Consider the following 24,682-nt stretch of genomic DNA (forward strand, 5'->3'; position numbering starts at 1 on the left):
CCGGCGGTGCGCGCCCGGGTGGCGGGGGCCGCGGGGCAGGGACGCCGCGGCCCCCCGCCCTGTCAGCCCGCCCGCACGGTATGGAGCGCGGCGAAGTCCAGCAGGGGGACGGCGGTCCGCACCGGATCCTCCAGCAGGGGGGAGTGGCCGAGTCCGGGCAGCAGCTCGACCCTCGCGCCGGGGACGACGCGGTAGTCGGCGGCGGACGACGCCCGCCATCTGCGGTCGTCCTCGCCGAAGACCACGAGCAGCGGCTTGCCGAGGACCGCGAGCCGATCCGGCAGTGCCCGCTCCGTCAGATAGGCGAGGGTGCCCCGCATCGTCGCGGTGAACGTGTGGAGCGTCATGGCGCGCACGTCATCCAGCAGTTCGTCCGGGAACCGGTAGCCCGCCCGGCTGAACCCCGTGCTCGCGAACGCACGGAGCTGCTCGTCGGTGGGCGGCCACTGCGACGGGCCGTCTCCCCCCGTCTGCGGCGCGATGAAGGCGTCGAGGTGGGGACCGGTGTTGACGAGCGCGAGCGCGGTCACCAGGCCGGGCCGCTCCTCGGCGAGGGCGGTCGCGACCACGCCGCCGCTGGAGTGCCCCACGACGACGGCGTGGCCGACGCCGAGCCGGTCCAGTGCCGCGCCGGCCCGGCGCGCCTGGTCGGGGACGGCGTAACCGCGGTCCGCGGGTTTCGCCGACCGGCCGTGCCCGAGCAGGTCGATCCGGATGACACGGTGCGCCGCCGTCAGCAGCGGGACCAGCGGGTCCCAGGAGCGGGTCGATGAGGCCGTCCCGTGGATGAGCAGGAGCGCGGGGGCGTCGCGCGGTCCGTCCTGGCGCACGTGGATGTCGCCGTCGTCCAGCGGCAGCGACGAACTCGCGGTGGTCCCGGCGCCGTCGTCCACGCGCGGCCCGTTGTCGGAATCAGTCATGAGGCCCACTGTCCCCACGGGTACCCGCCGCCGTATTGGACGAATGTTCCCCCGCACGGCGGGCGTAGCCTGGGACGGTGCGATCGTTCGTGCACGGCGCGGCTGTCTGGGACGTCGCGCGCCCGCGTCGGCCCAGCCGCATGGCCGGTGTCACCATGGCCGGGTTCCACGCCCCGGGCCTGGACGCGCTCCGCATGGTGCCGCACCCGGCGGTGACGCTCCTGCTGGTCTTCGGCGACGGCTCGCCCGTCCTCGACGACGCCGGCGGGAGGCGGCACCGGGACAGTCTGGTCGCCGGGCCCGGGCTCGGGTCCGGTGGCGCGGTCCGGGCGAGCGGGGAGAACGTCGCGTGCGTGCAGGTGCGTCTGTCCCCGGTCATCGCACGCGCGGTGCTGGGTGTGTCCCCCGCCGAACTCGACGGCGCCACCGTACCGCTGGAGGACCTGTGGGGCAGGGAGGCGGCACGGGTCCGGGAGCGGCTCGGGGAAGCCGTGTCCTGGCAGCAGCGCTTCGACCTGGCGGACACGCTGCTCGCCCGCCGGTACGGGGCGGGGCCGCCGGTGGACCCGGAGGTGGCCGGGGCCTGGCACCGTGTCGTCGCCGCCCGCGGCCGGGTCAGGGTCGACAGTCTCGCGGCCGGGGCCGGATGGAGCCGCAAGCGGCTGTGGTCCCGCTTCAGGACGCAGCTCGGACCGACCCCCAAGCGCGCCGCGCGGCTGGTCCGCTTCGACCACGCCGTCCACCGCCTGGTCGCGGGGGAGGGCGCGGCCCGTGTCGCGGCCGACGCGGGCTACGCGGACCAGTCGCATCTGCACCGGGACGTCGTGGCGTTCGCCGGGGTGACGCCCGCGGCCGTGGCCGGCGAGCCGTTCCTCGCCGTCGACGACATCGCGTGGCCCGGCGGGTTCCCCGCCTCCGCGGGGACACCGGCCCGTCCGCCCGCTGGCCGGACCGCGCGCGGCTGACCGGCGCGCCCCGACGGGGGCGCGCCGGACGCGGGTCAGTCCGCCGCCGAGGGGGCGGGCGTCCCGTCGAGGAAGCCGCCCGACTGGTGGCGCCACAGCTTCGCGTAGGCGCCGTCGGCCGCGAGCAGTTCCTTGTGCGTGCCCTGTTCGACGATCCGCCCGCGGTCGAGGACGACCAGCCGGTCCATTCCGGCGACCGTGCTCAGCCGGTGCGCGACGACCAGCGCCGTCCGCCGCTCCATGAGCCGCCACAGCGCCTCCTGCACGAGGATCTCGCTCTCGGAGTCGAGCGCGCTGGTCGCCTCGTCCAGCAGCAGGATCGGCGCGTCGCGCAGGATCGCGCGAGCGAGGGCCACCCGCTGGCGCTGGCCGCCCGACAGCTTCACCCCGCGCTCGCCCACCATCGTGCCGAAGCCGTCGGGCAGCGCGTCGGCGAACGGGGTGACGTGCGCCGCGTCGGCCGCGCGGCGGATCTCCTCGTCGGTCGCCCCCGGCCGGGCGAACGCGATGTTGTCCCGCAGCGTGCGGTGGAACATCGCCGGCTCCTGCGGCACGTAGGCGATCAGGCTGCGCAGGTCCGCCTGGCTCATCCGGCTGATGTCCTGCCCGCCGATCGTGATGCGCCCGCCGTCGACGTCCGTCATCCGCAGCAGCAGCCGGGTGAGCGTCGTCTTGCCGCCGCCGGACCGGCCGACGAGCCCGACCTTCGAGCCGCTCGGCACCTCCAGGTCGAGGCCGTCGAACAGCGGTTCCGTCCCCGAGTGGGTGAAGGTGACGCCCTTGAAGCGGATGCCTCCAGCCCGGGACGCCAGCGGCTCGGGCGACGGCGGGTCGAGCACGGTCGGCGGTGTCAGCAGCAGCCCGGTGAACTGGGCGGCCTCCGTCATCGAGTTCTCCAGGTGCCGGTAGGTCTGGTTGAACTCGAACATGATGCGGGTCGCGTTGGTGTAGTAGGTGAACGTGACGACCAGCGCCTCCACGTCGAGGCCGCCGCCGAGCGAGATCACGAGCAGCAGGCCCAGCGTGTTGGTCAGGACCGACATCGGGGCGACCAGCGTGTCGATGCGGAGGTTGCCGTAGTCCCACGACCGCAGTTGCAGCCGCCGCGCCTCGGCGGCGCGCCGCCGGTGCTCCCGGGCCTCGCGCTCCTCGGCGGCGAACGCCCGGATCGTCTCCATGTGCATCAGGCTGTCGGCCACGTGCCCGGACAGGCGGGCGATCGCCTCCTCGCGCGCGGAGACGAGCGCCTGGCGGCGCCGGATGAGCGGCGTCACGCACAGCACCGTCACCGCGATCACGGTGAGGAGCCCGGCGACGAGCAGCGGCTCGTACTGCCACAGCACCACCGACCCGAACGCCAGCGGAACGAGGCGGGCGACGACCGAGAACGCCAGGGTGTCGATGAACTGCTCGAACCGTGACGCGAAGCTCAGTACCCGTTTGGTCAGCGCCCCGGCGAAGTTGTCGTGGAAGAACGTGGCGTCCTTGGCGAACAGTTCGTCCATGCCGATCACGTACAGGTTCTCGATGCCGAGGGCGTCGAGGCGGTTCAGGCAGTGGAGGCCGACGCGCCACAGCGTCTCCGCGAGCAGCAGGGTGGCGGCGAACCCGAGGACGTAGGGCAGCGCCGAGCCGGCGGAGGCGTCGGCGTCACCGGCGATGTGGCCGACGAGCTTCGCGACGATCAGCGGCGCGATGTAGTCGATGCAGATGTTCCCCAGCGCGGGGAGCAGCATCCCGGGCAGGGCGAACCGCCGCAGCCGGGTCAACTGGCGCATGTAGTGCCGAAGGGCCAGCAGCACGGTCCCCTTCTGCGGCGGACCTTGGTGCGACTCAGGCGTTCCCATCCCACCCCTGTGTGGTCGTGCGGCAGCCCGCCGCGCGCCTCCCGCGGGGGTGGGCGTGCGGCTCACCGGCCGGCCGCGGTGAGTGTCGGTCTCTGCGAGTGCCGCGCCCGGGACGTCGGCCGGGGGCGGGGGGCCGCCGGAGCCGAAGAGCGGGTCCTGGCGGCGCGTCGGGTACGTAACACGGTCCGTGGAACGGCCAGTCTCCCGTGGCGGCACCGGCGCAGTCCAAGCGTTTTCCCGGCGGCCGCGCCCAGCCCGGGCCGATTGTCAGTGCCCGCGTGTAGAAACTTCCCAACGCACCGATGAATCAAGGCGGTTGGGCGTGTCCTACTGATGACGGCCCAGCCCGGGGACATGAATGGAGACTTGACATGAGCGCTGAGCAGGAGACCGCGGCGGACGGTTTCACCTACACGCTGACCCGGACGCTCGACGTGCCGGTGGCGGCGGTGTGGCGTGCGTGGACGACCGCCGACCAGTACGCCCGGTGGACGGGCGCGGCGGAGGGCACCGTCGAGATGGACGTCCGGCCGGGCGGCGCGTGGAAGGCGACGATGGTCACCCCCGACGGGCAGCAGTTCCCCCTGACCGGCTCCTACATCGAGGTCGAGACGGACCGCCGGCTGGTGACCGGCATGGACGTGCCGGGCAGGGCCGAGCCCGCCACCATGGTCCTGGACCTCGCCGCACTCGACGGCGGCCGCACGGAGGCGACGCTGAGCCAGACCTGCGACACGGCCGAGGAGCGCGACATGGCCGAGCAGGGCAGCACCATGCTCCTCGACGGCCTGACCGCCTTCCTCGCCGGGGCGTCCGAGGACTGATCCCGCACCGCAGCCCCGCCGCCGGCCCCCGACGCGCACTCGTCGTCGGAGGGCCGGCGTTCGTTTTCCGCCGGCGAGGACCCTCTTGACATGGCGACCGCAGCGGCGTCACAGTAGCGGCTAATCCGCATTAGTACGACCGAGTGGCGCTGTGGCCCGCGACTAATGCGCATTAGTAGCGAGAGGTGCGACGTGGCCGACAACGTACGCAGGCGAGGACGCCCCCGGCAGGCCGAGGTGGCGCGGCTGGCCGGCGTCTCGCAGACGACCGTCTCGCTGGTGCTCGGCGGGAACAAGCAGGGCATCGTCATCCAGGAGGCGACCCGGCAGCGGGTCCTGGACGCGGCGCGCTCGCTCGGCTACGTGCCCGACCCGGCCGCCCGGCGGCTCGCCGCCGCCCGCAACGACCTGCTCGGCGTCTTCAGCTTCACCGCGACCTTCCCCACCGATCTCGCGCACTCGTACTACCCCTTCCTGGTGGGCGTCGAGCGCGAGGCCGCGGCCAGGGGCTACGACCTGGTGCTGTTCACCGGGTCGAGCACCGGCGGCGCCGGCGCCGGCGCGCCCGGCGCCCTGCAGCGGGTCAGGCTCGCCGACGGCTGCCTCCTCCTGGGCCGTCATGTGCCCGCCGGGGAGCTGCGCCGGCTCCTGGACGACGGCTTCCCGCTCGTCCACCTCGGGCGGCGCGACGAGCCCGAGGACCTGGCCTGGGTCGGCGCCGACTACGTCGCCGCAAGCGCCGAGGTCGTCCGGCACCTGGCCGCCCTCGGCCACCGCCGGATCGTGCTGGTGCGCGAGGACGACGACGCCCCGGCGTCCACCGACCGCGAGCGCGGCTTCCGCGCCGGCCTGGACGGCACCGCGGCGGGCGAGGTCGTACGGCTCACCGACCCCGCGGGGGAGCTGACGCCCGCCTGGCTGCGCGCCAGGCTCGACGAGGGGGTCACCGCCTTCGTCACCGAGGAGACCGACACCCACGACATCTGGCGCGCCCTGCGCGCCGCCGTCGCCGGCACCGGGCTCAGCGTGCCGGGCGACGTGTCGCTCGCGCTGCTCGGCTCGCCGCCCCCCGACCTGGCCGGCGAGGCGTCCCCCACCGGCTTCGACATCCCCCGCGCGGAGCTGGGCGCCGCAGCCGTCCGCCTGCTGACCGACCTGCTGGCCGGGGAGACGCGCTCCGGCGAGCTGGTGGCCTGCCACTTCCGCCCCGGCACGACGGCGGGTCCGCCGGCCTCCGCACCACCGCGCCACTGAGACCGATGACGCACCACACCGAGGAGTACCCCCGCATGTCCCCCACCACCGCCCCCACCGCACCCGCCCCGGGCGCGACAGGGTCCGAGAGCGCCACCGACGTCCTGATCGTCGGCGGCGGGCTCGGCGGAGTGGCCGCCGCCCTCGCCGTCTGCCGCGCCGGGCGCCGCGCCGTGCTGACCGAGGAGACCGACTGGATCGGCGGCCAGCTCACCGCCCAGGCGGTGCCGCCGGACGAGCACCCCTGGGTCGAACAGTTCGGCACCACGGCCTCCTACCGGGAGCTGCGCGAGAACATCCGCGCCTACTACCGCACGTGGTACCCGCTGCGTGCCGAGGCCCTCGGCCTCACGGACCTGAACCCGGGCGCCGGCCGGGTGAGCAAGCTGTGCCACGAGCCGCGCGTCGCGCTCGCCGTGCTGGAGGGCATGCTCGCCCCGCACCGCGCCGCGGGGCGGCTCACCGTGCTGACCGGGCACCGGCCGGTCGCGGCCGAGAGCGACGGCGACTCGGTGCGCGCGGTCACCCTCGCAGGCCCGGACGGACGGCCGCACACCGTCACGGCGCCCTACGTCCTGGACGCGACCGAGACCGGTGAGCTGCTCGCGCTCGCGGGCGTCGAACACGCGCTGGGCGCCGAGGCCCGCGCCGAGTTCGACGAGCCGCACGCCCCCGACACCGCGCAGCCCGACAACCAGCAGGGCATCACCGTCTGCTTCGCCCTCTCGCACCACGAGGGCGAGGACCACACGATCGACCGGCCGGCCGACTACGGCTTCTGGCGCTCGTACCGTCCGGACTTCTGGCCCGGCCCGCTCCTCGGCTTCAACGCCCCCGACCCGCGCACCCTGGAGCCCGTGGTCCGCACCTTCGAGCCGAACCCGGCCACCGACCCCCTGGCCGTCGCCGCCGACCAGAGCGCCGACGCGGGCGACAAGGAGCTGTGGGGCTTCCGCCGCATCCTGGCCCGCGGGATGCACCGGCCCGGCGCGTTCGACTCGGACATCACGCTGGTGAACTGGCCGCTGAACGACTACTGGCTGAAGCCCCTCGTCGGCACGGAGGCGGCGCCGGCGCAGGAGGCGATCGACGGGGCGCGCCGGCTCTCGCTGTCCGTCCTGTACTGGCTCCAGACCGAGGCGCCGCGGCCCGACGGCGGCACCGGCTTCCCGGGGCTGCGGCCCCGCCCCGACGTCACGGGCACGCCCGACGGGCTCGCCAAGTCCGCGTACGTGCGCGAGGCGCGCCGCATCAAGGCCGTCACCACCGTGACGGAGCACGACGTGGCCATCGACCTCGTCGGCCCCTACGGCGGCACGCGCTACGACGACTCCGTCGGCGTGGGCGGCTACCGCATCGACCTGCACCCGTCGACCGCCGGCGACAACTACATCGACATCGGTTCGGTGCCCTTCGAGATCCCCCTGGGCGCCCTGCTGCCGCGCCGCGTGCGCAACCTGCTGCCCGCGGGCAAGAACATCGGCACCACCCACATCACCAACGGCTGCTACCGCCTCCACCCCGTGGAGTGGAACATCGGCGAGGTCGCGGGCGCGCTCGCGGCGCACTGCCTCACCGAGGGCGTCGCCCCGCACGAGGTGCGCGAGAAGGACGGGCGGCTCACCGACTTCACCCGCTCGCTGGACCGCGCGGGCGTCCAGCGGCACTGGCCCGACGTCCGCGGCTACTGATCCCGCCGCCGGCCCCGTACCGGCCCGGCGGGAGACCCGGGCGGGACAGCTCCACCTGTCCCGCCCGGTACCGCCCGGGTCGCCGATCTCTTCCGAAAGGGACGACACAAGGAGGTGTCAGACGATGACCACTGACCGGCCCGTTCATCCGTCCACCCACCGCATCCGCGTCGGCATCGACGTGGGCGGGACCTTCACCGACGCCGTGGCCGTGGACGCCGCGACCCTGGAACTCGTCGGCCAGGTCAAGGTGCCCACCAGCCACCACCACGAGGACGGTGTCGCGCACGGCATCGTGACGGCGCTCGCGAGGCTGCTGTCCGAGACCGGCCACGACGCCGCCGATGTGGCGTTCCTGGCGCACGGCACCACCCAAGCTACCAACGCCCTGCTGGAGGGCGATGTCGCCCCCGTCGGACTGCTGGGCATCGGCACCGGGCCGAGCGCGGCACTGACCAGGCGTCTCGCCGCCCTCGGGAAGCTCCGTCTGACGGAGAACCACCGGCTGCCCCTGCACTACGCCCACGTGCCCGACCCGTTCGACACCGCGGCCGTACGGTCCGCGGTCGCCTCCGTCACGGACGCGGGCGCGCAGGTCCTCGTGGTCTCCGAGCCGTTCAGCGTGGACGCGCCGGAGGGCGAGGACGCGGTGCTCGCCGTCGCGCGCGAGGCCGGTCTGCCGATGACGGCGGCGCACGGGATCACGTCCCTGTACGGGCTGAACAAGCGGACCCGCACGGCCGTGGTGAACGCGGCGATCCTGCCGCGCATGCTCGCCACCGCCGACCTCGTGGACGCGAGCATCGTCAAGGCCGGCGTCACCGCGCCGCTGATGGTGATGCGCTGCGACGGCGGCGTCATGTCGCTGGACGAGATGCGCCGCAGGCCGCTGCTGACCGTGCTGTCGGGTCCCGCGGCCGGCGTGGCGGGCGCGCTGATGCGCGAGCGGGTGAGCGAGGGCGTCTTCCTGGAGACCGGCGGCACCTCGACCGACATCAGCGTCATCCACCGGGGCAAGGTGGCCGTGCGCCACGCCACGCTGCTCGGCCGCTCCTCCTACCTCCCGGCGCTCGACGTGCGCACGGTCGGGGTCGGCGGCGGCTCCATGGTGCGGGTCTCGGGCGGCGCGGTGGTGACCGCCGGGCCGCGCAGCGCGCACATCGCGGGGCTGCCGTACGCCTGCTTCGCCGCCCCTGACGACCTGCGGGACGCCCGCCTCGCGACCGTGTCGCCGCTCCCCGGCGACCCGGCGGACCACGCGGTGCTCGACGCGGCGGGCGGCCGGTTCGCGATCACCATGACCTGCGCGGCGAACGCCCTCGGCCTCGTCGGCGAGGGCGACTTCGCCCGCTCCGACCAGGAGACGGCCAGGGCGGCCCTGCGGCCGCTGGCCGACGCCCTCGGCACCGACGTCGCCGGCGCGGCGCGCGCCGTGCTGGACGCGGGCGTGCGCCAGGTCCAGGAGGTCGTGGACGCGATGATCCGCGACTACCGCCTCGACCGGGACGCGGTCCGGCTGGTGGGCGGCGGCGGGGGAGCGGCGTCCGTGACCCCGCACCTGGCCGCGACGACCGGCCTGCCGGGCGCCATCGCCGAGCACGCCGAGGTGATCAGCCCCATCGGCGTGGCCCTCGCGCTGGTCCGCGAGCAGATCGAGCGCATCATCCCCGGCGCCACCCAGGAGCAGATCCTCGGAGTGCGCAACGAGGCGGAGCGCGCCGTGGTCGCCCAGGGTGCGGCGGCCGGCGGCGTCGAGGTCGAGGTGACCGTCGATCCGCAGACCAACACCGTCCGGGCGGTGGCCACCGGCGCCACCGAACTGCGCACCCAGGACCGCGCCCACCGCGCCGACGACGCCGAGCGGCTCGCGACGGCGGCGGCCAGCCTGCGCACCGACCCCGGCGAGGTGGCCGTCCTGGGCCGCACCCCGGCCCACACCGTGTACGGCGCCACCTCCCGCCGCCGCTTCCGCAGGACGCTGCACCCCGTGCGCGTGGTGGACGCCGACGGCGTGGTGCGGCTGCACTCGCGCGACGCCCGGGTCGTGACCGGCACCGTCGCCGAGGCGCCGGAGCTGCTGGCCCGCCTCGTGACCGAGGGCACCAGCTACGGTGACGGCGGCGTGCGCGCCCCGGCCGTACGCCTGCTGCTCGGCTCGCGGATCGCCGACTTCTCCGGAGTCCTCGACGCCCAGCCGCTGCTCGCGCTGGCCCGCGGCGAACTCCGGTCCAGGTCGGGCGACGAGCCGGTCATCGCCGTCGTGGAGACCCGGTCATGAACGCCACGGCGACACGGGAGGCCCTGCGGGCGGCGGCTGACCTCGCCGCCCTGGACGACGCCGAGTTCGGCCGCAGGCTGCTGGCCGGGACACCGACCAACGAGCACCGCGACGCGGACCTGCTGCGCCGCTGGGCCACGGAGGCCGAGGCGTTCGGCGCGCAGCTCGCGGCGGCCCGGTCCGGACCCCGGCGGGAGCCGGGCGCCGGGAGCACCGTCACGGAGCTGACGGGCGGCCTCGACCCGGACGTCCTCCTGCTGGCCCGGTACCGCTCCCGCCCCGCGCCGGTGATCGAGCTGTACACCGACGCCGTGGAACGGGCCGAGGAGCTGACGGGGCTGCTGGGCTGGCGGGAGTGGTTCCCGGCCGGCTCGGTGCGGCGGGTGGCGCTCGCCCACGAGGACGCCCACCGGCTGCTGCACGAGGGGACGGCCAAGCGGGAGCTGCGCCGCCGCCTCGGACACACGGTGCTGCGGCTCGGCCGCCACCGCTGGTACGGACACGTGGCGGGGGCCGACGAGCTCGCCGCCCACGGCTACGCCCGCGCCGTGTGCGGGCTCGGCCGCAGTCCGCTGTTGCTGACCGCCGCGCTGGCCCGCGCGGCACGTCCCGGACGGGAGAGCTGAGGGCGCCATGGGAATCGTCATTCTGCTGATCATGCTGGCGGGCGTCGTGCTGATGCTCACCGGCAAGCTGCCCACGGCCTTCGCCCTGGTGATCCTGGGCGTCGTCATCGCCCTGGTCGCCGGTGCGCCGCTGTCGGGCGAGAACAGCGTGCTGGACACGGTGCTCCAGGAGGGCGCCGGGAAACTCGCCGCCACCATGATCGCGATCCTGCTGGGGTCGTGGCTCGGCCGGCTGCTGGACGAGACCGGCATCGCCGGCACACTGGTGCGCAAGATCGTCGAGTTCGGCGGTGACCGGCCGACGCTGGTCGCCCTCGGCGTCCTGGTGGTCTCCGCGCTCATCGGCACGGTCACCGGCTCGGCGCCGGCGGCCATGCTCGCCGGCATCATCGGCATCCCCGCGATGATCGCGGTCGGCGTGCCGAAGGTGACCGCCGCCGGCACCATCCTGATGGGCATCGCGGCGGGCATGCCGTTCGAGCTGCCGGTGTGGCAGTTCTTCTCCACGGCGCTCGACCTGCCGGTGGACACCGTGCGGTCGTTCATGCTGAAGCTCTTCCCGTTCGCCGCCGCGTTCGCCGTGCTGTTCGTGCTGGTGGAGACGCGCCGCCGGGGCGTGGAGCACGCCTGGTCGCTGCGCTCGGCCGACGCCGCGGCGGACCGGCGCCCGTCGCGCCGCGAGCGCCTGGGCGACGCCCCGTGGTACGCGCTGTTCACCCCGCTCGTGCCGCTGGTCCTGGCGCTCGTCCTCGACGTGCCCATCATCCCCTCGCTGCTGGCGGGCGTGCTGTTCGCGCTGGTCACGACCACGCGGCCCCGGGACATGAACAAGCGGCTCCTGCGCACGCTCTACTCGGCGTTCGACGTGGCCGCCGCGCCGATCACCCTGTTCGTCGCCATCGGCGTCCTGCTCGCCGCCGTCTCGCTGCCCGGCTCGATAGAGACGCTGGAGCCGCTGGTGAAGAACGTCAGCCCGCAGAACCCGGTGCTGTTCGTGATCGTCTTCGCCGCCCTGGTGCCGCTGTGCCTGTACCGGGGACCGCTCAACGTGTACGGCCTCGGCGCCGGCATCGCGGGCGTGCTGATCGCGACCGGCATCTACCCGGCCGTCGCCGTCCTCGGTCTCATGGCGTCCTACAACCAGGTGTTCGGCGTCGCCGACCCTACGAGCACCCAGACGGTGTGGAGCGCCCAGTACTCGGGCGTGAAACCGCAGCAGGTCATGGTGCGCACCCTGCCGTACGTGTGGGGCGTGGCGCTCGGCGGTCTGATCGTGACGGCGTCCCTGTACGTCTGACGCACTCCGCGCACCGGCCCCGTGCCGCCGGCCGACCGGCGGCACGGGGCCATCTGCACGAACGGGACCACTCCTTCCGGTGCACCGCCGCGCAGGGTTGCCCGCCCTCCGGGGCCGGCGCGTCCAGGATCGTCCGTGTCCGGCGGGCGACTGACGGACACAGAGACCCCTTCGCAGGAGGAACACAGATGCGTATCCGTACCGCGCTCTCGACCGGTGCCCTGGCCGTCGCCATCGTCCTCGGCGGCGCCGGCGGCGCCATCGCCCACGGCATGTCCACCGACGGCGGCCACGACGGCTCCGTCAGCAAGACCGGCGCCGTCTTCGGCGGCTGCGGCATTTTCGCCGGCATCGTCGACGACAACCCCGTCTACGGCGAGGGCTGTGCGTTCGGCGGCTTCAAGTCGGTCCAGCGCTGACCCGACACACCACTCCACGCGACGGGCGGGACCGCACACGAGCGGCCCGCCCGCCGCCATTTCCGACACCACGGCGCGCCGCGGGGCGGGGGTCAGGCCCCCTCGGCGAGGACCGTGCCGTTCTCGTCGTAGGCGACGACGCGGAAGTCGAGGGGGAAGTCCGGGTAGCGGCTCGCGTCGAAGAAGTAGGCGCCCCAGTCCGGTTCCCCGGCGAGTGCGACCACCGTGGCCGGATAGGCGGTGTCCCGCCCCACCGGGATGATCATGATCCGCGCCGGCCTCCGGTCCAGGTGCCAGGCGCCCTCGATCAGGGAGGCGGCACCCCGGTCGCCGGAGACACCGGTGCTGACGCTGCCGGGCCTGAGGTTGTTGCCGGGCAGGAGCCTGGCCGCCTCGATGTCCTCGGCGAAGTCCTCGGGGGCCGAGATCACGTAGTTGTGGTCGCCCTCGGGCAGCAGCCCCATCACCAGCCGGTCGCTGATCGCCACGGGTTCGTAGGGCCGCACCTCCACCGGCGCGCCGCCCCCGGGGCCGCGGTCGGGGGCGGACGGCGTCGCGGGCGGTACGGGGTCGGCGGGGTCCGGGCCGGCCGGTGACCACACCAGACCGGCCGCCAGCACGGCCGCGAGCACACCGGCCACCCCCGCACCCGCCGTCACCCGGCGGCGGGTGCGGAGCGCGCGGCCCCGTGCGATCATCTCCCGCACCGGAGCCGGCCCGGCCGCCACCGCCCCGGCCGCGCGGCGCAGCTCATCGATGAGCTCGCTCTCCCGCTCCGGCACGGAACATCACCTCCTGTCCTCCCGCCGCGCGCAGGTCTCTGACGGCCCGGTCGGCGCGCAGCTTCTCCAGGCCGCGCGCCGACCGGCTCCGCACCGTCCCCACCCGGACGCCGAGCAGCGCGGCGACCTCCGTCTCGGTGCGGTCCTCGACGTACCGCAGGACGACGGCGGCGCGCTGCCGCGCCGGGAGCCGCTGCAGCGCCGCCGTCAGCACGTCGCGGGCGACGACCTGATCGGCCCGATCCCCGACGGTCCGCTCCGGGAACCGGGTCGTCAGCGACTCGCGGATCCGTGAGCGGCGGACGCGGTCGTGGTCGGCGTTGATCATGATCCGCCACACGTACGCGTCCGGATCGTCCGCCCGCACCACACGCTCCCACCGCGCGTACGCCTTGACCAGCGCCGCCTGGACCAGATCCTCGGCGTCGTGGTGGTGGCCGGTCAACAGGTACGCGGTCCGGAGCAGCCGGGGCCACCGGCTGACCGCGTAGACCTCGAAACCGGCGTCGTCCGTCCCGCGTGCACGGGTCATCACGGATGCCGGACGCCGGGTCAGAAGCCGACGGAGACCTCGAACTCCGTGATCACCTCGCCGTACCCGTCGGTCGCCTCGATGGTGTACGTGTCGACGCCCTCGACCCCCCACTGGGCGGGATCGAAGTAGAACGTGCCCCAGCCGTCCTCGTTCTCCAGCACCACCGGCTGCGCCCCGTACCCCCAGGACTGGCCCTCCGGGGTGACGGTGATGAACGGCACCCCCTCGTCGAGCCGCCAGACGCCCTCGATGAGGACGATCCCGCCGTCCTCGCCGTGGACACCGGCGCTGACGCTGTCGGGCCGGATGCTGCTGCCCGGATAGCCCTTCGCGGCCTCGATGTCCTCGTCGAAGCTCCCGGGGGAGGAGACCACGTAGTTCTGCTCGCCCTCGGGCAGCAGCCCCATCACGAAGTGGTCGTTGATCTCCACCCGCTCGTAGGGCTGCGCCTCGATGAGGTCCATGCCGCCCGCCTGTGCCCCCTGCGGGAGGAGGAGGACCACCGCGGCGGCGGCAGCGGCGCCGGTGATCAGGGAACGCTTCAGGGACGAGTGTCCGGTCATGAATCCTCCAACGGTCCGTCATTGGCCGGTCATGAGGTAAGACGCGGACGGCACGGCGGATCTATCCGCCCGGTGCCGGCGCGTCATGTCCGCCGTGACGCGCCGCCGCCGGACCGCTCGACGAGTGCCGCGACGCCGTCCAGCATCCGGTCGAGCCCGAACTCGAAGAGCGACGTGAGGTCGAGCGTGTACTCGTCCAGTTCGAAGAGCGCCCCCAGCGTGGGGTAGTCCCCCGTGGACTGGACCGCGGCCGCCCGCGCCTCGTTCGCCGCCAGCCACTCGTCGGCGGTCATGCCGGTGTCCTGCCACGCCCGCGACTCCGACTCCGCGGCCATCGCGACGCCCTGGACGAAGCCGAAGAGGGACAGGTGGACGTGCAGCATCTGGGGAGCGGTGAGCCCGAGGCCGCTCAGGGCGTTCAGGACCCGCTCGGTGTACCGCATCGCGTGGGGGGACGCCATCGGCCGGGTGAACGTGGCCATCACGCCGGCCAGCCAGGGGTGGCGCTCGTACCGTGTCCACAGCCAGCGGCACTCCGCCGCCAGGCGCTCGCGCCAGCCGGCCGGCTCGGGCCCCGGCGGCCCGTCGCTGAAGACCGTCTCCGACATCAGGCGGATCAGTTCGCCCCGGTTCGGCACGTGCCGGTACAGGGCCATGGTGGAGACGCCGAACTCGGCGGCCACGCGGCGCATGGAGAGGGCGGCGAACCCCTCGGTGTCGGCCAGCGCGATCGAGGTCCGGACGATCCGCTCCCGGGTGAGGCCCCGGCCGGCCGGCACATGGCGTTCGCGCCGGGGCTCGGTGACGACCGTGCCGACGCCCCGGACGGCGTGGACCAGCCCCTCCTGGCGCAGGGTGGTGAGGACCTTCGTGGCGGTCGCCATCGCGACGCCCCACTGCGCGGTGATGTCCCGGGTCGACGGCACCCGGTCGCCGGGGGCGAGGTCGCCGGACTCGATGCGGCGGCGGATGCGTCCGGCGATACGGAGGTAGGGCGGTTCGTCGGCCATCCCCCCACCGTACTAGTGCACCGGTCACGCGTACTCCCGGGTCGGAGCGTCCCTTCGGGCGGTGCACTAGGGAACTGTTTGTGGCGTACGCGGCGGGCCGTTTCCATGACGCCCATGCAGCACACATCAGGCCCCCGTGCGGGCCGCAAGGAGTGGACGGCCCTCGTCGTCCTGATGCTCCCCCTGCTCCTGGTCTCGATGGACGTCTCGGTCCTCTACTTCACGATCCCCGCCATCAGCAGCGACCTCGGCCCCACCGCCACACAGCAGTTGTGGATCCTCGACGTCTACGGCTTCGTCCTCGCCGGGCTGCTCATCACCATGGGAACGCTCGGCGACCGGATCGGCCGGCGTGCCCTGCTCCTCGGGGGCGCCGCGGTCTTCGGCGCGGCATCGCTGGCCGCCGCGTACGCGCACTCGCCGGGGGCGCTCATCGCCGCCCGCGCGCTGCTCGGCGTGGGCGGCGCGGCCCTCATGCCGTCGACACTCGCCCTGATACGCAACCTCTTCCGCGACGAGCGGCAGCGCGGGAAGGCGGTCACCCTGTGGACGGCCGTCATGACGTCGGGCATCTCGCTCGGCCCCGTGATCAGCGGACTGCTGCTCGAACACTTCTGGTGGGGCTCGGTCTTCGTGATCAACCTCCCCGCGATGGTCCTGCTGCTCGTGCTGGTGCCGTTCCTGGTGCCGGAGTTCAAGCCGTCGGGACCCGGCCGGTTCGACCTGCTGAGCGCGGTGCTGTCGCTCGCGGCCCTCCTCCCGGTCATCCACGGCGTCAAGACGATGGCCCAGGACGGGTTCGAAGCCGCCCCCGCCCTGACCGTCGTCGCCGGCCTGGCGGTCGGCGCCCTCTTCGTCCGCCGGCAGCGGCGTCTCGACCACCCGATGATCGACCTGTCCCTGCTGGGGCGGCGCACCTTCGGCGGGCCGCTGCTGGCGAACCTGCTGGCCATGTTCGCCACGGTCGGCATGGCGGTCTACCTGACGCAGTACCTCCAATCCGTCCTCGGCATGGACCCGTTCGAGGCCGCGCTGTGGAGTCTGGTCCCGGCCGCCGGTGTGTCCGTGACGGCTCCGGTGGCCGCGGCGCTGGCGCAGCGCGTCGACCGCGCGTACGTCATGGGCGGCGGCTTCCTCGTCTCCGCCACCGGGTTCTTCGCGCTGACCTTCGTCCACGCCGATTCGGCGCTCTGGTACGTCCTCGTCTGCGCCGCCCTGTACGCGGGCGGCCTGGTCGCGGCCATGACGCTCGCCAACGAACTCGCGCTCGGCGCCGCCCCGCCGGAGCGCGCGGGGTCGGCCGCCGCCGTGCTCGAATCGGGCCACGAACTCGGCGGGGCACTGGGCATGGCGCTGCTCGGGTCCATCGGCGCCGCCGTCTACGGCCGGGACATGGCCGACGCGGTGCCGGCCGGCGTACCGGACGCCGACGCGGTCCGGGAGACCCTGGGCGGGGCGATGGCGGTCACGGCCCGCCTGCCGGAGGCCACGGCGGACACCGTGCTGAGCGCCGCCCGCGACGCCTTCAGCCACGGCATGGGTGTCGCCGCGATCGGCGCGACCGCGGTCATGGCCGGCTCGGCCCTCTTCTCGTTCCTCCTCCTGCGGGGCGCGGGCACCGCGCCGGAGCACCCGGCCGGGACGGCGGAACCCGACCACGCCACCGCCGGGGTCTGACACGGCGCCGGCCGCGCGCGACGATGGCGACCGGACCCTTCCCCGGCGGTCGGGCCGCCATTACCCTCCTGTCCCGGGAGCGCACCGGAACGACATCTTTCACCGAGGGGCCGCGGGCACCGCCCGCGGCCGACCGATCGACGTCGGAAGTGTGGTGTCCCGTGACGACCGAGAGTCCGATGGCCTCCCAGGACGGCAGGCGGAGGAGACGCGTCCGCTTCGACGCGCGCGGGCTCCGCGCCGACCTGCGGGCGGCCGTACCTGACGCGTCGATGGCGCTCCTGGCCACGGCGCTGATCTACTGGCTGCTCCGCACCCGGGTGGAGAACGGCACGTCGGCGACGGTGCAGGTGATGCCGATGCTGGCGGACGCCGACGCGTTCTGGATGTACTGGATGTGCCAGGCGTTCGGCTGGTCCGCGCTGCTGTGGTCGTACATCACCGTGGTCCTGGGGCTGCTGCGCTCCGGACCGCGGCCCCGCCGGTCGTGGTTGCCGGCCGCGCGGGTGGAGAGGTGGCACCGGACGACCAGCCTCACCACCATGGGCCTGATGTTCATGCACGCGCTGTTCTTCTTCGCGGACCAGTTGCGTACCAACCAGCAGCAGTGGGCCTTCGGCAGGAGCCTGTGGACCGCCTTCGTGGACGTCTTCGTGCCCGGCGGATACGCCACGGGGACGGGCCGGATCGCGATCCTCATCGGCCTGCTCGCCCTCTACCTCTCCGTCCCGCTCGGCCTGGCGTTCTACATGCGGCACACCACCGGCCCCCGGATGTGGCGGGCACTGCACCGCTCGGTGATCGTTGTCTACGTGCTGAGCGTGTGGCACACCCTCCTGTACGGAACCAACGTCTGGTACGACGGGGCGTTCCGCACGCTGGTCTGGGCGCTGCAGATGCCCGTCGCCGCGCTCTTCCTGCTCCGCCTGCTGCTGCCAGCGCGTCCGGGCGAGCGGCTGCGCCCGCGGGGCCGCACGCTGTCCCTGACGGCACGGGTGGCCGGGCGGATCGCCGCCGCGGCCACCGTGCTGGGCCTGTTCGCCGTCGTCCTGAGCGGTGTCGACGGCGGTCGGGACCCCGACGCGACGGGGCCGTCCCCGGGCCTGTGGCCCGACCGGTGGGTCATCTGGCTCGGCCTGCTCGTGTTCACGCTCGCCCTCGTCGCCGTGGCGTACCGGCGCCGCCCGACGGCCGTACGACCGCCCCGGAACAGCGGTGCCCGAGCAGCGAACGGCGGCGGGTGAGGTCAGGCCGGTGGGATCGGTCGCGGGTCGGGCGTCGGCAGGAGGACGACCGCACCGAGGGGCAGGTTGACGAGAAAGACGGCGGGCCGGCCGAAGGTGTCGGTCAGGAGGCCGCCGAGCAGTGGGCCGAGGACCACGGCCAGTGCGGTCACCGCGCCCCGCAGGCCGATGATCCGTGCGCGACGGGCCGGGACGGGGTGCCCCTGGGCGAGCGTGGGTGGACATCGGGCCGGCTGCGGGGTGGCGTCCACCTTGCCACCTTGCCACCTCGACCCGGGCCGAGGTCAAAGCGGTCCGCCACCGGAGCCGGCACCCCGCGCGGTGTCCGTGGTGCCCGGGTGCTCACCGCGGGTAGGGGAGCAGGGCCATGTCCCGGGCGTTCTTGATCGCCGTGGCCATCTGCCGCTGCTGCTGGACGGTCAGACGGGTGACGCGCCGGCTGCGGATCTTGCCCCGGTCGGAGATGAACTTCCGCAGCAGGTCGGTGTCCTTGTAGTCGATGACGGTGATGCCCGCCGCGATCAGCGGGTTCGGGCGGGGCCGCGGGGGCCTGCCGGTGCGGGAGGGACGCTTCGGCATGAGGGGTGGACGCTCCTTCGTCTCCGCCGCCGGGACGGGCGGGCGCCCCGGCGCAGCTTGATGAAAATGATTGCCGTTTCCGTATACTACCCGCATGGCGAGAAACGACATCCGTCCGGTCATCAAGCTGCGCTCGACCGCCGGCACCGGCTACACGTATGTGACCCGCAAGAACCGCAGGAACAACCCAGACCGTCTGGAACTGCGGAAGTACGACCCGGTGGCCCGCCGGCACGTGCTCTTCCGCGAGGAGCGCTGATGGGCGCCGACCCGTACGCGTCGAGCGCGCCCTACATCGACCCGCTGATAGCGGGCTTCTGGTACGGCATCGCACCGGCCCTGGTGGACGAACTGCGGACGCTGCGCGCGGACATCGGGCCGGTCGTCGACATCGGCGCCGGTTCGGGGCGCGGCGTGCGCGTGATCCACGACGCCCTGCCGGACGCCCCCGTCCTGGCCGTGGAGCCCTCCGTGCCGATGCGGGCCGCGCTCCTCGCGCGGCTGGCCGACGACCCCCTGCTGGGCGACCGCGTGACCGTGACGGCCTCGGACGCCCTGGACTGCCCGCTTCCCGACCGGATGCGGGCTGCCGTGTGCATGAACATGCTCGGTCATCTGGCGCCGGACGAGCGGCGGTCGTTCTGGAGACGGCTGGCGCGGCGCCTCGCCCCCGGGGAGCGATCTTCGTCAACAACCCGCCCCCGACGACCCCGCGCGCGGTGCGGCTCACCGAGGGGCCGTCCTTCCGTGTCGGGGAGACGGAGTACCGGAGCCGGTCGGAGGCCGAACCCTCGGGCGAGCGGCGCGTCGTGTGGCGCATGACCCACGAGGAGCTGCGGCAGGGCGAACGGATCGCCTCGGTCACCACCGAGTACGACTGGTGGGTCGTCACCGGGGAGCAATTGCGCGAGGAGTGGGCCGCGGAAGGGCTCACGGCCCGCGAGTGCGCGGCGGGCGCCTTCCACGCGGTCACCGCCGCGCAGCCGGCCGGACCTCCGCGCTGAGACGGCCGCCGGGGGCGGGGCTCCGGAGCCCCGCCCCCGGCCGGCGCCGTCAGGGGACGGGGGTGAGCAGGCGGTCGAAGCCCGAGCCGATGCGCGCCCAACTGCCCGGTCCCGCCGCGTACTCGGCCTCGGTGAGCAGGCAGGACTCCAGCACCGTCGCCAGGCCGTCCGTGTCGAGACCGGGGGAGACGAAGACCAGGTGCTGCTCCCGGTCGCCGTGCTCCGGGTGCCAGTCCAGGGCGGCCGCCGCCCGCCGCGCGGCGGGGACCCGCTGCCACGCCTCGTCGGGCGAGGCCACGAGCCAGAGCCCGGCGTCGTTCACGCACAGCGCCCCGCCGGCGGCGTCCCACGAGAGCAGGGTGCCGGGCCGGTCGGCGAGCCAGAACCGGCCGCGGCTGCGGACCGCCGCGCAGGCCAGGTCCTCCAGCGCGGCGTACAGGCGGCCCGGGTGGAACGGCCGCCGGGAGCGCCACACGTACGTGGTCACGCCCCGCTCGTCGCGTTCCTGGGGGAGGAGCGCCGTCGCCGGGTGCAGCCGTGCCGCGGCGGCCGTCGCGTCGAACCCGGCCGTGGCCGCGCGGAGCAGCGCCTCCGGGACCGTGACGCCGACCGTCCGCGCGGTGGGGTGGAGTTGGGACAGCAGGGCGTGATCGGACGCGTCGGCCGTCTCGCCGCCGTCCACCAGGGCGAGCACCGTGGCGTACTCGAGTTGCCTCGCCGACGTGTCCCCCACCGTGCGCCGGTCCCCGCGCGCCGCCGCGAGGCCGACGTCCGCCAGGTCGTCCCCGTTCGCCAGGTACGGCAGGACGAGGGCGGGATCGACGGCGGTGACGACGCCCACCAGGGAGATCCCCTCGCCCGCGTGCCGGGTGATGACGTCGACCACGCTCTCCGGTTCGACCGAGTCCCACAGTTCGACGACGGCGAGCCGGCACAGGCCCCCCGCGGCGAGCCGTTCCACCTCCGGCAGGAGGTCCTCGCGCAGGGCGCAGCACGGGCAGTTGTTCACGAGCGGGGCTTCGCCCCGGTCCAGTACGCCGTGGGCGTCGCGCACGGTCCTGGTGACGGACCCTCCGGTGGCCGTGGACAGGTCGTGGTGGAGGGCCGCGCCCGTGGGGACGGCGCGGAGCAGCGTCTCGACGACCGTGCGGCGCGCGTCCGCGTGGAGTCCGCCGACGATGACGACCGGCAGCATCAGCGGACTCCGCCGGCCTGCCGGGGACCCCGGGCCGGGTCGGTCGGCCCGGGGTGCGGGGGATGGGTTGCGAGCTTCATGGTGCGTGCCTTTCGTGGGCCGGGACGGCGCCGGCCGGCGTCCCGTCGGCTGATGACCTCAATCTACAGTAATGGTAATCATTTTCAGTAAGGGGTTCACCCCCCGTGGGGGTGCGGGCGGGGATGACTGGAAATGATTGTCGTTTCATATGGTCTAATGAGGCGTGTCATGGGCCTGACCCGCAGGGGGATGAGGAGGCGTTGCACGACATGGGAATCCGTACACGCCCGGGATGGCGCTCCGCCGTCGTCTGCGGGCTGGCCGCGGCGCTGGCCGCGGGGACGGTCGGTGCCGCGCGCGCCGACAGCGAGGGGGAGACTCCGCTGGTCCTGGAGCGCGGCCACATCGACGCGTTCGACGTGGCGGCCGACGGCGACCGGCTGCTCCTGCAGCTCAAGGAGGACGTGACCGGCTCGGGCGTGGTGCACGACCCCGAGGACGTCGTCCTGAAGGTCGGCGAGCACGCGTGGGCCTCGGGCATAGCCGACATCTACCCGGGAGCACCCGAGGCGTACGTCCTGCCGCTCACCCAGGACCCGGACCTGATCTGGCCCGGCTGGGACACGAACGGGGTCGCCGGCAGTGACTACACCGATGTGACGATCGACATCGAGGACGTGACCGGGCCGGGGACGGTCCACCTCTACAGCCTGTCCGTCTTCGGCGAGCCGGTGTCGCTCCTCGACGGGGGCGGCTACGAACTCCCGGGCGCCGTCCGCCAGAAGCAGCCGTCGCACACGCACGCCCAGTGGTCGTTCTCCGACGCGGGTGAGTACACCCTGACCGTCAGGGCCGTGGCGACCGACCCGGACAGCGGCGACTCCATCACCAGCGGCACCGAGACGTACACCTTCGCCGTGGGCGACTACGAGGAACCGGGCACGGCTTCGCTCACCCTGGACGGGCTGGCCGAGCAGTACCGGCCGGGGGACACCGTCGAACTGACGGCCGTTCCCGACGGGGCGACGGATGCCGGCGCGTACCACTGGTACACGCGGGAGCCCGGGGGCGAATGGGTCCGCGACGACACGGCGACGGGTCCGGAGTACGGCTTCCGGGTCGATGAGGAGGACGACGGCCGTCAGGTCCACGCGCGGCTCGACGACGCGGAGGGGAACGAGATCGCGACCTCACCCGCCGTCACCGTGCGCGTCAGCGCCGACGACGACCCGCCGTCCGGCGACCCGCCGACGGATGAGCCGACGGACGACGCCCCGCCGGCCACCGCACCGGCGACTCCCACGACCCCGCCCGCCGACGACGGCACCGAGCCCGCCCCGGACGACTCCGGGCAGCAGGACGACGACACCGGCGGCGACACCGGTACCCCGTCCGCCGCCCAGGAGCCGACCGACCCGAAGTGCTACCCCGTCGAGGAGAGCGGCGACGCGGACGGCAGCGGCACGGAGGGCGGCGCGGCCGAGCGCCTCGTCCTCGACCACGGGCACATCGACGCCTTCGACGTCGCCGAGGACGGCGGCGAACTGGTCCTCACGCTCAAGGAGGACGTGACCGGCGCCGACGTCGTGCACGAACCGGGCGACGTCGTCCTGCACGTCAAGCCGGAGGCCCTCGTCGACACCATCCCCGCCGGCTATCCGGGCAGCCCCACCGGCTACCTCCTGCCGCTCACCCAGGACCCCGACCTGATCTGGCCCGGCTGGGACACGAACGGGGTCGCCGGCGGCGACCACACCGACGTCAGCATCACCGTCACGGAGGTCGAGGGACCGGGACAGGTCTTCCTCTACTCCACCACCACGTTCGGCGGCGCGTCCTCCCTCCTGGAGGGCGGCGGATACGAACTCCCCGGCACGGTCCGCGAGGAGACGCCCGCGCACACCCACGCGCAGTGGACGTTCTCCGAGGAGGGCGAGTACACGCTGTCCGTCAGGGCCGTGGCGACCGACCCGGACAGCGGCGAGTCGATCAGCAGCTCCACGGAGACCTACACCTTCGCCGTGGGCGACCTGCCCGAGGACACCGGGACGCCCGTGGCCGACGACACGCAGGACACCGTGGCCGGCAGGACGGCCGACGGCGAGGAGTGCGACCCGGGCACCGACCCCGCGGCGGACAGCGGCCCCGGCGGGTCGCTCGCCAGCACGGGTTCGGGCATCGGCCCCTCGGCCCTCGCCCTGTGCGGGGCGCTGCTGGTGACGGGCGCCGCGGCGGTCACGTTCGCGAGGCGCCGCCGCGCGGCCCGCGGCTGAGGCACACGACGACACACCGCGGCCCGGCGCCGGGAAGGAACGTCTCCCCGCCGCCGGGCCGCGGTCCGATGGAGGAAGGGAACACCGTGCGGCACGCACACCGGCGCGCGACGACCGCGCTCGCTCTCGCCGGGACGACGGCACTCCTGGCGAGCGGCTGCGGCGCGGTGACCGCGACCGAGGACGACGGCCGTCTCGACGTGGTCACGACCACCGGCATCCTGGCCGACCTCGCCCGCAACGTCGGTGGCGACCTCGTGGACGTGCGCTCACTCGTCCCGGAAGGAGGAGACCCGCACGCGTACGAACCCTCGCTGCGCGACGTGCGGGACATCGTCTACGCCGACGCCGCCTTCAGCAACTACCTGCTGCTGGAGGAGCAAAACCTGATCCGCGCCGTCGACGCCAACCTGCCCGACGGCGTGCCGAACGTCTCCCTGGCGGAACGGGCGGGACAGTACGCGGCGGAGATCATCCCCCTCGTCGAGAACCCGAACCTGGACACCATCTGGCTCGGCCTCCGCGTGCGCGGCACGGGCGAGACGCTCGGCGCCGACCGCTCGTCGGAAGTACGCCTCAAGGCGACCGGCCTGTCGGGCCCCGGCGACGTGGTCGGCTATGTGACGGAGACCTTCGGCGAGCCGAACGTCTTCTTCGACTCCTCCGACGGCTTCGACGAGGGGGACGGCTACCAGGACGACTCAGCGCTGCTCCCGCCGGACGCCCACACGCACATGAGCTGGGCGTTCACGGAACCGGGCACCTACCGCCTGTCCGTCGCGGCCGAGCTGGTCACCGGCCCGGGGGAACGCCCCGTCGCTCTGGGGAGCACCACGATCACCTTCGCCGTGGGCGTCGACCCGCACGCCCTGCCCGGCATGGCGGACGCGACCGTCCTCGGCAGCGGGCACGCGGACGTGACCGTCGACCTCGACCCCGACGACCCCGACCTGCCCCTCTACCTGTACGCCGACCCCGCCGGCGGCGGCGACCTGCGCCAGGAGACGTACGCGGCCGACAGCACGGTCATCGAGGTGCCGGGCAAGGCCCTCACCGAGGTGCCGGGCGACCCCGCGTTCCGCATGCTCGGCCGCCCCGGCGACGACATCCACCAGCTCCCGCAGGCCGTCCTCGGCAGCCACGTCCACGGCGAGATCGACCCGCACCTGTGGCAGAACGTCCGCAACGCCATGGCCTACGTGAAGGTCATCCGCGACACGCTCATCGAGATCGACCCGGACAACGCGGTGGCCTACCGCGCCAACGCGGACACCTACCTCGACGAGCTGACCGGACTCGACGCCTACGTGGCGCGGACGATCGGCGAGATCCCGCCGTCCCAGCGCTACCTGGTCACCACCCACGACGCGTTCGGCTACCTCGGCGACGCGTACGGCGTGACCATCGCGGGCTTCGTCACGCCGAACCCGGCCACCGAACCGAGCCTCGCGGAACGCCGCCGGCTGAGCGAGACGATCGCCAACCTGCGGGTGCGCGCCGTGTTCCTCGAACCCAACCTGGCGTCGCGGTCCAGCACGCTCACCCAGGTCGCCGACGAACAGGGCGTCCAGGTCTGCACGATCTACGGCGACTCCTTCGACGAGGACGTCGGCAGCTACGTCGAGATGATGCGCGCCAACGCCGACTCGCTGCGCGCGTGCCTCGCCTGACGGACACC

Annotated in this window: 24 protein-coding genes; 15 read left to right on the plus strand and 9 right to left on the minus strand. The window is 73.9% G+C overall.

Annotation, left to right across the window (positions count from 1 at the left end):
• Window positions 1–62 precede the first annotated feature (62 nt).
• Complete coding sequence (locus tag EMA09_RS26565) at window positions 63–920, minus strand: alpha/beta fold hydrolase (protein WP_129843492.1); 858 nt, start codon at window positions 918–920, stop codon at window positions 63–65.
• A 77-nt stretch (window positions 921–997) separates the two neighbouring features.
• Between EMA09_RS26565 and EMA09_RS26570 the strand changes: the two genes are divergently transcribed.
• Complete coding sequence (locus tag EMA09_RS26570; RefSeq protein ID WP_129843493.1) at window positions 998–1,885, plus strand: helix-turn-helix domain-containing protein; 888 nt, start codon at window positions 998–1,000, stop codon at window positions 1,883–1,885.
• A 35-nt stretch (window positions 1,886–1,920) separates the two neighbouring features.
• Here the strand turns inward: EMA09_RS26570 and EMA09_RS26575 are convergent, their stop codons facing one another.
• A complete protein-coding gene (locus tag EMA09_RS26575; protein WP_129843494.1) occupies window positions 1,921–3,732 on the minus strand; it encodes an ABC transporter ATP-binding protein in 1,812 nt (603 codons plus the stop codon).
• 371 nt (window positions 3,733–4,103) lie between these two features.
• Between EMA09_RS26575 and EMA09_RS26580 the strand changes: the two genes are divergently transcribed.
• From EMA09_RS26580 to EMA09_RS26610, 7 genes are all read left to right on the plus strand, one after another.
• Window positions 4,104–4,556, plus strand: coding sequence for an SRPBCC domain-containing protein (locus tag EMA09_RS26580; RefSeq protein ID WP_129843495.1), 453 nt, complete (start codon window positions 4,104–4,106; stop codon window positions 4,554–4,556).
• 192 nt (window positions 4,557–4,748) lie between these two features.
• Window positions 4,749–5,810, plus strand: coding sequence for a LacI family DNA-binding transcriptional regulator (locus EMA09_RS26585; protein WP_240796584.1), 1,062 nt, complete (start codon window positions 4,749–4,751; stop codon window positions 5,808–5,810).
• 35 nt (window positions 5,811–5,845) lie between these two features.
• Complete coding sequence (locus EMA09_RS26590) at window positions 5,846–7,501, plus strand: FAD-dependent oxidoreductase (protein ID WP_129843496.1); 1,656 nt, start codon at window positions 5,846–5,848, stop codon at window positions 7,499–7,501.
• A gap of 124 nt (window positions 7,502–7,625) precedes the next feature.
• Window positions 7,626–9,779, plus strand: a complete 2,154-nt coding sequence (locus tag EMA09_RS26595) for a hydantoinase/oxoprolinase family protein (RefSeq protein ID WP_129843497.1) — start codon at window positions 7,626–7,628, stop codon at window positions 9,777–9,779.
• Complete coding sequence (locus tag EMA09_RS26600) at window positions 9,776–10,405, plus strand: hypothetical protein (RefSeq protein WP_129843498.1); 630 nt, start codon at window positions 9,776–9,778, stop codon at window positions 10,403–10,405. The genes EMA09_RS26595 and EMA09_RS26600 overlap by 4 nt, the downstream gene beginning before the upstream one ends.
• Before the next feature lie 7 nt (window positions 10,406–10,412).
• Window positions 10,413–11,702 (plus strand): TRAP transporter large permease subunit, encoded by a 1,290-nt coding sequence (locus tag EMA09_RS26605; protein ID WP_129843499.1) that lies wholly within the window; start codon window positions 10,413–10,415, stop codon window positions 11,700–11,702.
• A 188-nt stretch (window positions 11,703–11,890) separates the two neighbouring features.
• Window positions 11,891–12,121: a hypothetical protein gene (locus EMA09_RS26610; protein WP_129843500.1), complete on the plus strand. Its 231-nt coding sequence runs from the start codon at window positions 11,891–11,893 to the stop codon at window positions 12,119–12,121.
• Between the two features lie 92 nt (window positions 12,122–12,213).
• Here EMA09_RS26610 and EMA09_RS26615 read toward each other — a convergent pair whose 3' ends face one another.
• The 4 genes from EMA09_RS26615 to EMA09_RS26630 all read right to left on the minus strand — a co-directional run bounded on the left by EMA09_RS26615 (window position 12,214) and on the right by EMA09_RS26630 (window position 15,011).
• The gene (locus EMA09_RS26615) at window positions 12,214–12,903 is read right to left on the minus strand and encodes a hypothetical protein (protein ID WP_129843501.1); all 690 of its coding nucleotides are present in this window, start codon (window positions 12,901–12,903) and stop codon (window positions 12,214–12,216) included.
• Window positions 12,872–13,435, minus strand: a complete 564-nt coding sequence (locus tag EMA09_RS26620) for a SigE family RNA polymerase sigma factor (protein ID WP_129843502.1) — start codon at window positions 13,433–13,435, stop codon at window positions 12,872–12,874. The genes EMA09_RS26615 and EMA09_RS26620 overlap by 32 nt, the downstream gene beginning before the upstream one ends.
• A 20-nt stretch (window positions 13,436–13,455) precedes the next feature.
• Window positions 13,456–14,001 carry a hypothetical protein gene (locus tag EMA09_RS26625; RefSeq protein ID WP_129843503.1) on the minus strand — a complete coding sequence of 182 codons (546 nt, stop codon included), beginning with the start codon at window positions 13,999–14,001 and terminating at the stop codon, window positions 13,456–13,458.
• 83 nt (window positions 14,002–14,084) lie between these two features.
• On the minus strand, window positions 14,085–15,011 hold the full coding sequence (locus EMA09_RS26630) for a TetR/AcrR family transcriptional regulator C-terminal domain-containing protein (RefSeq protein ID WP_129843504.1): 927 nt from the start codon (window positions 15,009–15,011) through the stop codon (window positions 14,085–14,087).
• A gap of 114 nt (window positions 15,012–15,125) precedes the next feature.
• Here EMA09_RS26630 and EMA09_RS26635 point away from each other — a divergent pair, with 114 nt between their 5' ends.
• Together EMA09_RS26635 and EMA09_RS26640 are read left to right on the plus strand one after the other, a co-directional pair.
• Window positions 15,126–16,688: an MFS transporter gene (locus tag EMA09_RS26635; RefSeq protein ID WP_129843505.1), complete on the plus strand. Its 1,563-nt coding sequence runs from the start codon at window positions 15,126–15,128 to the stop codon at window positions 16,686–16,688.
• Window positions 16,689–16,867: 179 nt separating this feature from the next.
• On the plus strand, window positions 16,868–17,932 hold the full coding sequence (locus tag EMA09_RS26640; protein ID WP_129844311.1) for a ferric reductase-like transmembrane domain-containing protein: 1,065 nt from the start codon (window positions 16,868–16,870) through the stop codon (window positions 17,930–17,932).
• Window positions 17,933–17,934: 2 nt separating this feature from the next.
• Here the strand turns inward: EMA09_RS26640 and EMA09_RS29370 are convergent, their stop codons facing one another.
• On the minus strand, window positions 17,935–18,183 hold the full coding sequence (locus EMA09_RS29370; protein ID WP_129843506.1) for an MFS transporter: 249 nt from the start codon (window positions 18,181–18,183) through the stop codon (window positions 17,935–17,937).
• A 91-nt stretch (window positions 18,184–18,274) separates the two neighbouring features.
• A complete protein-coding gene (gene rpsR, locus EMA09_RS26650) occupies window positions 18,275–18,511 on the minus strand; it encodes a 30S ribosomal protein S18 (protein ID WP_129843507.1) in 237 nt (78 codons plus the stop codon).
• 94 nt (window positions 18,512–18,605) lie between these two features.
• On the opposite strand from rpsR, the gene rpmG reads away from it, so the two are divergent.
• Genes rpmG through EMA09_RS28725 form a run of 3 tightly spaced genes read left to right on the plus strand, consistent with a single transcriptional unit; the run spans window position 18,606 to window position 19,515 of the window.
• The gene (gene rpmG / locus EMA09_RS26655) at window positions 18,606–18,770 is read left to right on the plus strand and encodes a 50S ribosomal protein L33 (protein WP_129843508.1); all 165 of its coding nucleotides are present in this window, start codon (window positions 18,606–18,608) and stop codon (window positions 18,768–18,770) included.
• Complete coding sequence (locus EMA09_RS26660) at window positions 18,770–19,333, plus strand: class I SAM-dependent methyltransferase (protein ID WP_206306011.1); 564 nt, start codon at window positions 18,770–18,772, stop codon at window positions 19,331–19,333. Before rpmG ends, EMA09_RS26660 begins: the two co-directional genes overlap by 1 nt.
• Window positions 19,330–19,515 carry a hypothetical protein gene (locus tag EMA09_RS28725; protein ID WP_206306012.1) on the plus strand — a complete coding sequence of 62 codons (186 nt, stop codon included), beginning with the start codon at window positions 19,330–19,332 and terminating at the stop codon, window positions 19,513–19,515. The genes EMA09_RS26660 and EMA09_RS28725 overlap by 4 nt, the downstream gene beginning before the upstream one ends.
• Before the next feature lie 49 nt (window positions 19,516–19,564).
• On the opposite strand, the gene EMA09_RS26665 is transcribed toward EMA09_RS28725, so the two are convergent.
• Window positions 19,565–20,710: a GTP-binding protein gene (locus EMA09_RS26665; RefSeq protein WP_129843509.1), complete on the minus strand. Its 1,146-nt coding sequence runs from the start codon at window positions 20,708–20,710 to the stop codon at window positions 19,565–19,567.
• 290 nt (window positions 20,711–21,000) lie between these two features.
• Between EMA09_RS26665 and EMA09_RS26670 the strand changes: the two genes are divergently transcribed.
• Both EMA09_RS26670 and EMA09_RS26675 read left to right on the plus strand, forming a co-directional pair.
• On the plus strand, window positions 21,001–23,004 hold the full coding sequence (locus EMA09_RS26670) for a choice-of-anchor M domain-containing protein (protein ID WP_129843510.1): 2,004 nt from the start codon (window positions 21,001–21,003) through the stop codon (window positions 23,002–23,004).
• Between the two features lie 86 nt (window positions 23,005–23,090).
• Window positions 23,091–24,674, plus strand: a complete 1,584-nt coding sequence (locus tag EMA09_RS26675; RefSeq protein WP_240796585.1) for an anchored repeat ABC transporter, substrate-binding protein — start codon at window positions 23,091–23,093, stop codon at window positions 24,672–24,674.
• Window positions 24,675–24,682: the final 8 nt, after the last annotated feature.

Source organism: Streptomyces sp. RFCAC02 (assembly GCF_004193175.1).
In the GTDB taxonomy this organism is placed as follows: domain Bacteria; phylum Actinomycetota; class Actinomycetes; order Streptomycetales; family Streptomycetaceae; genus Streptomyces.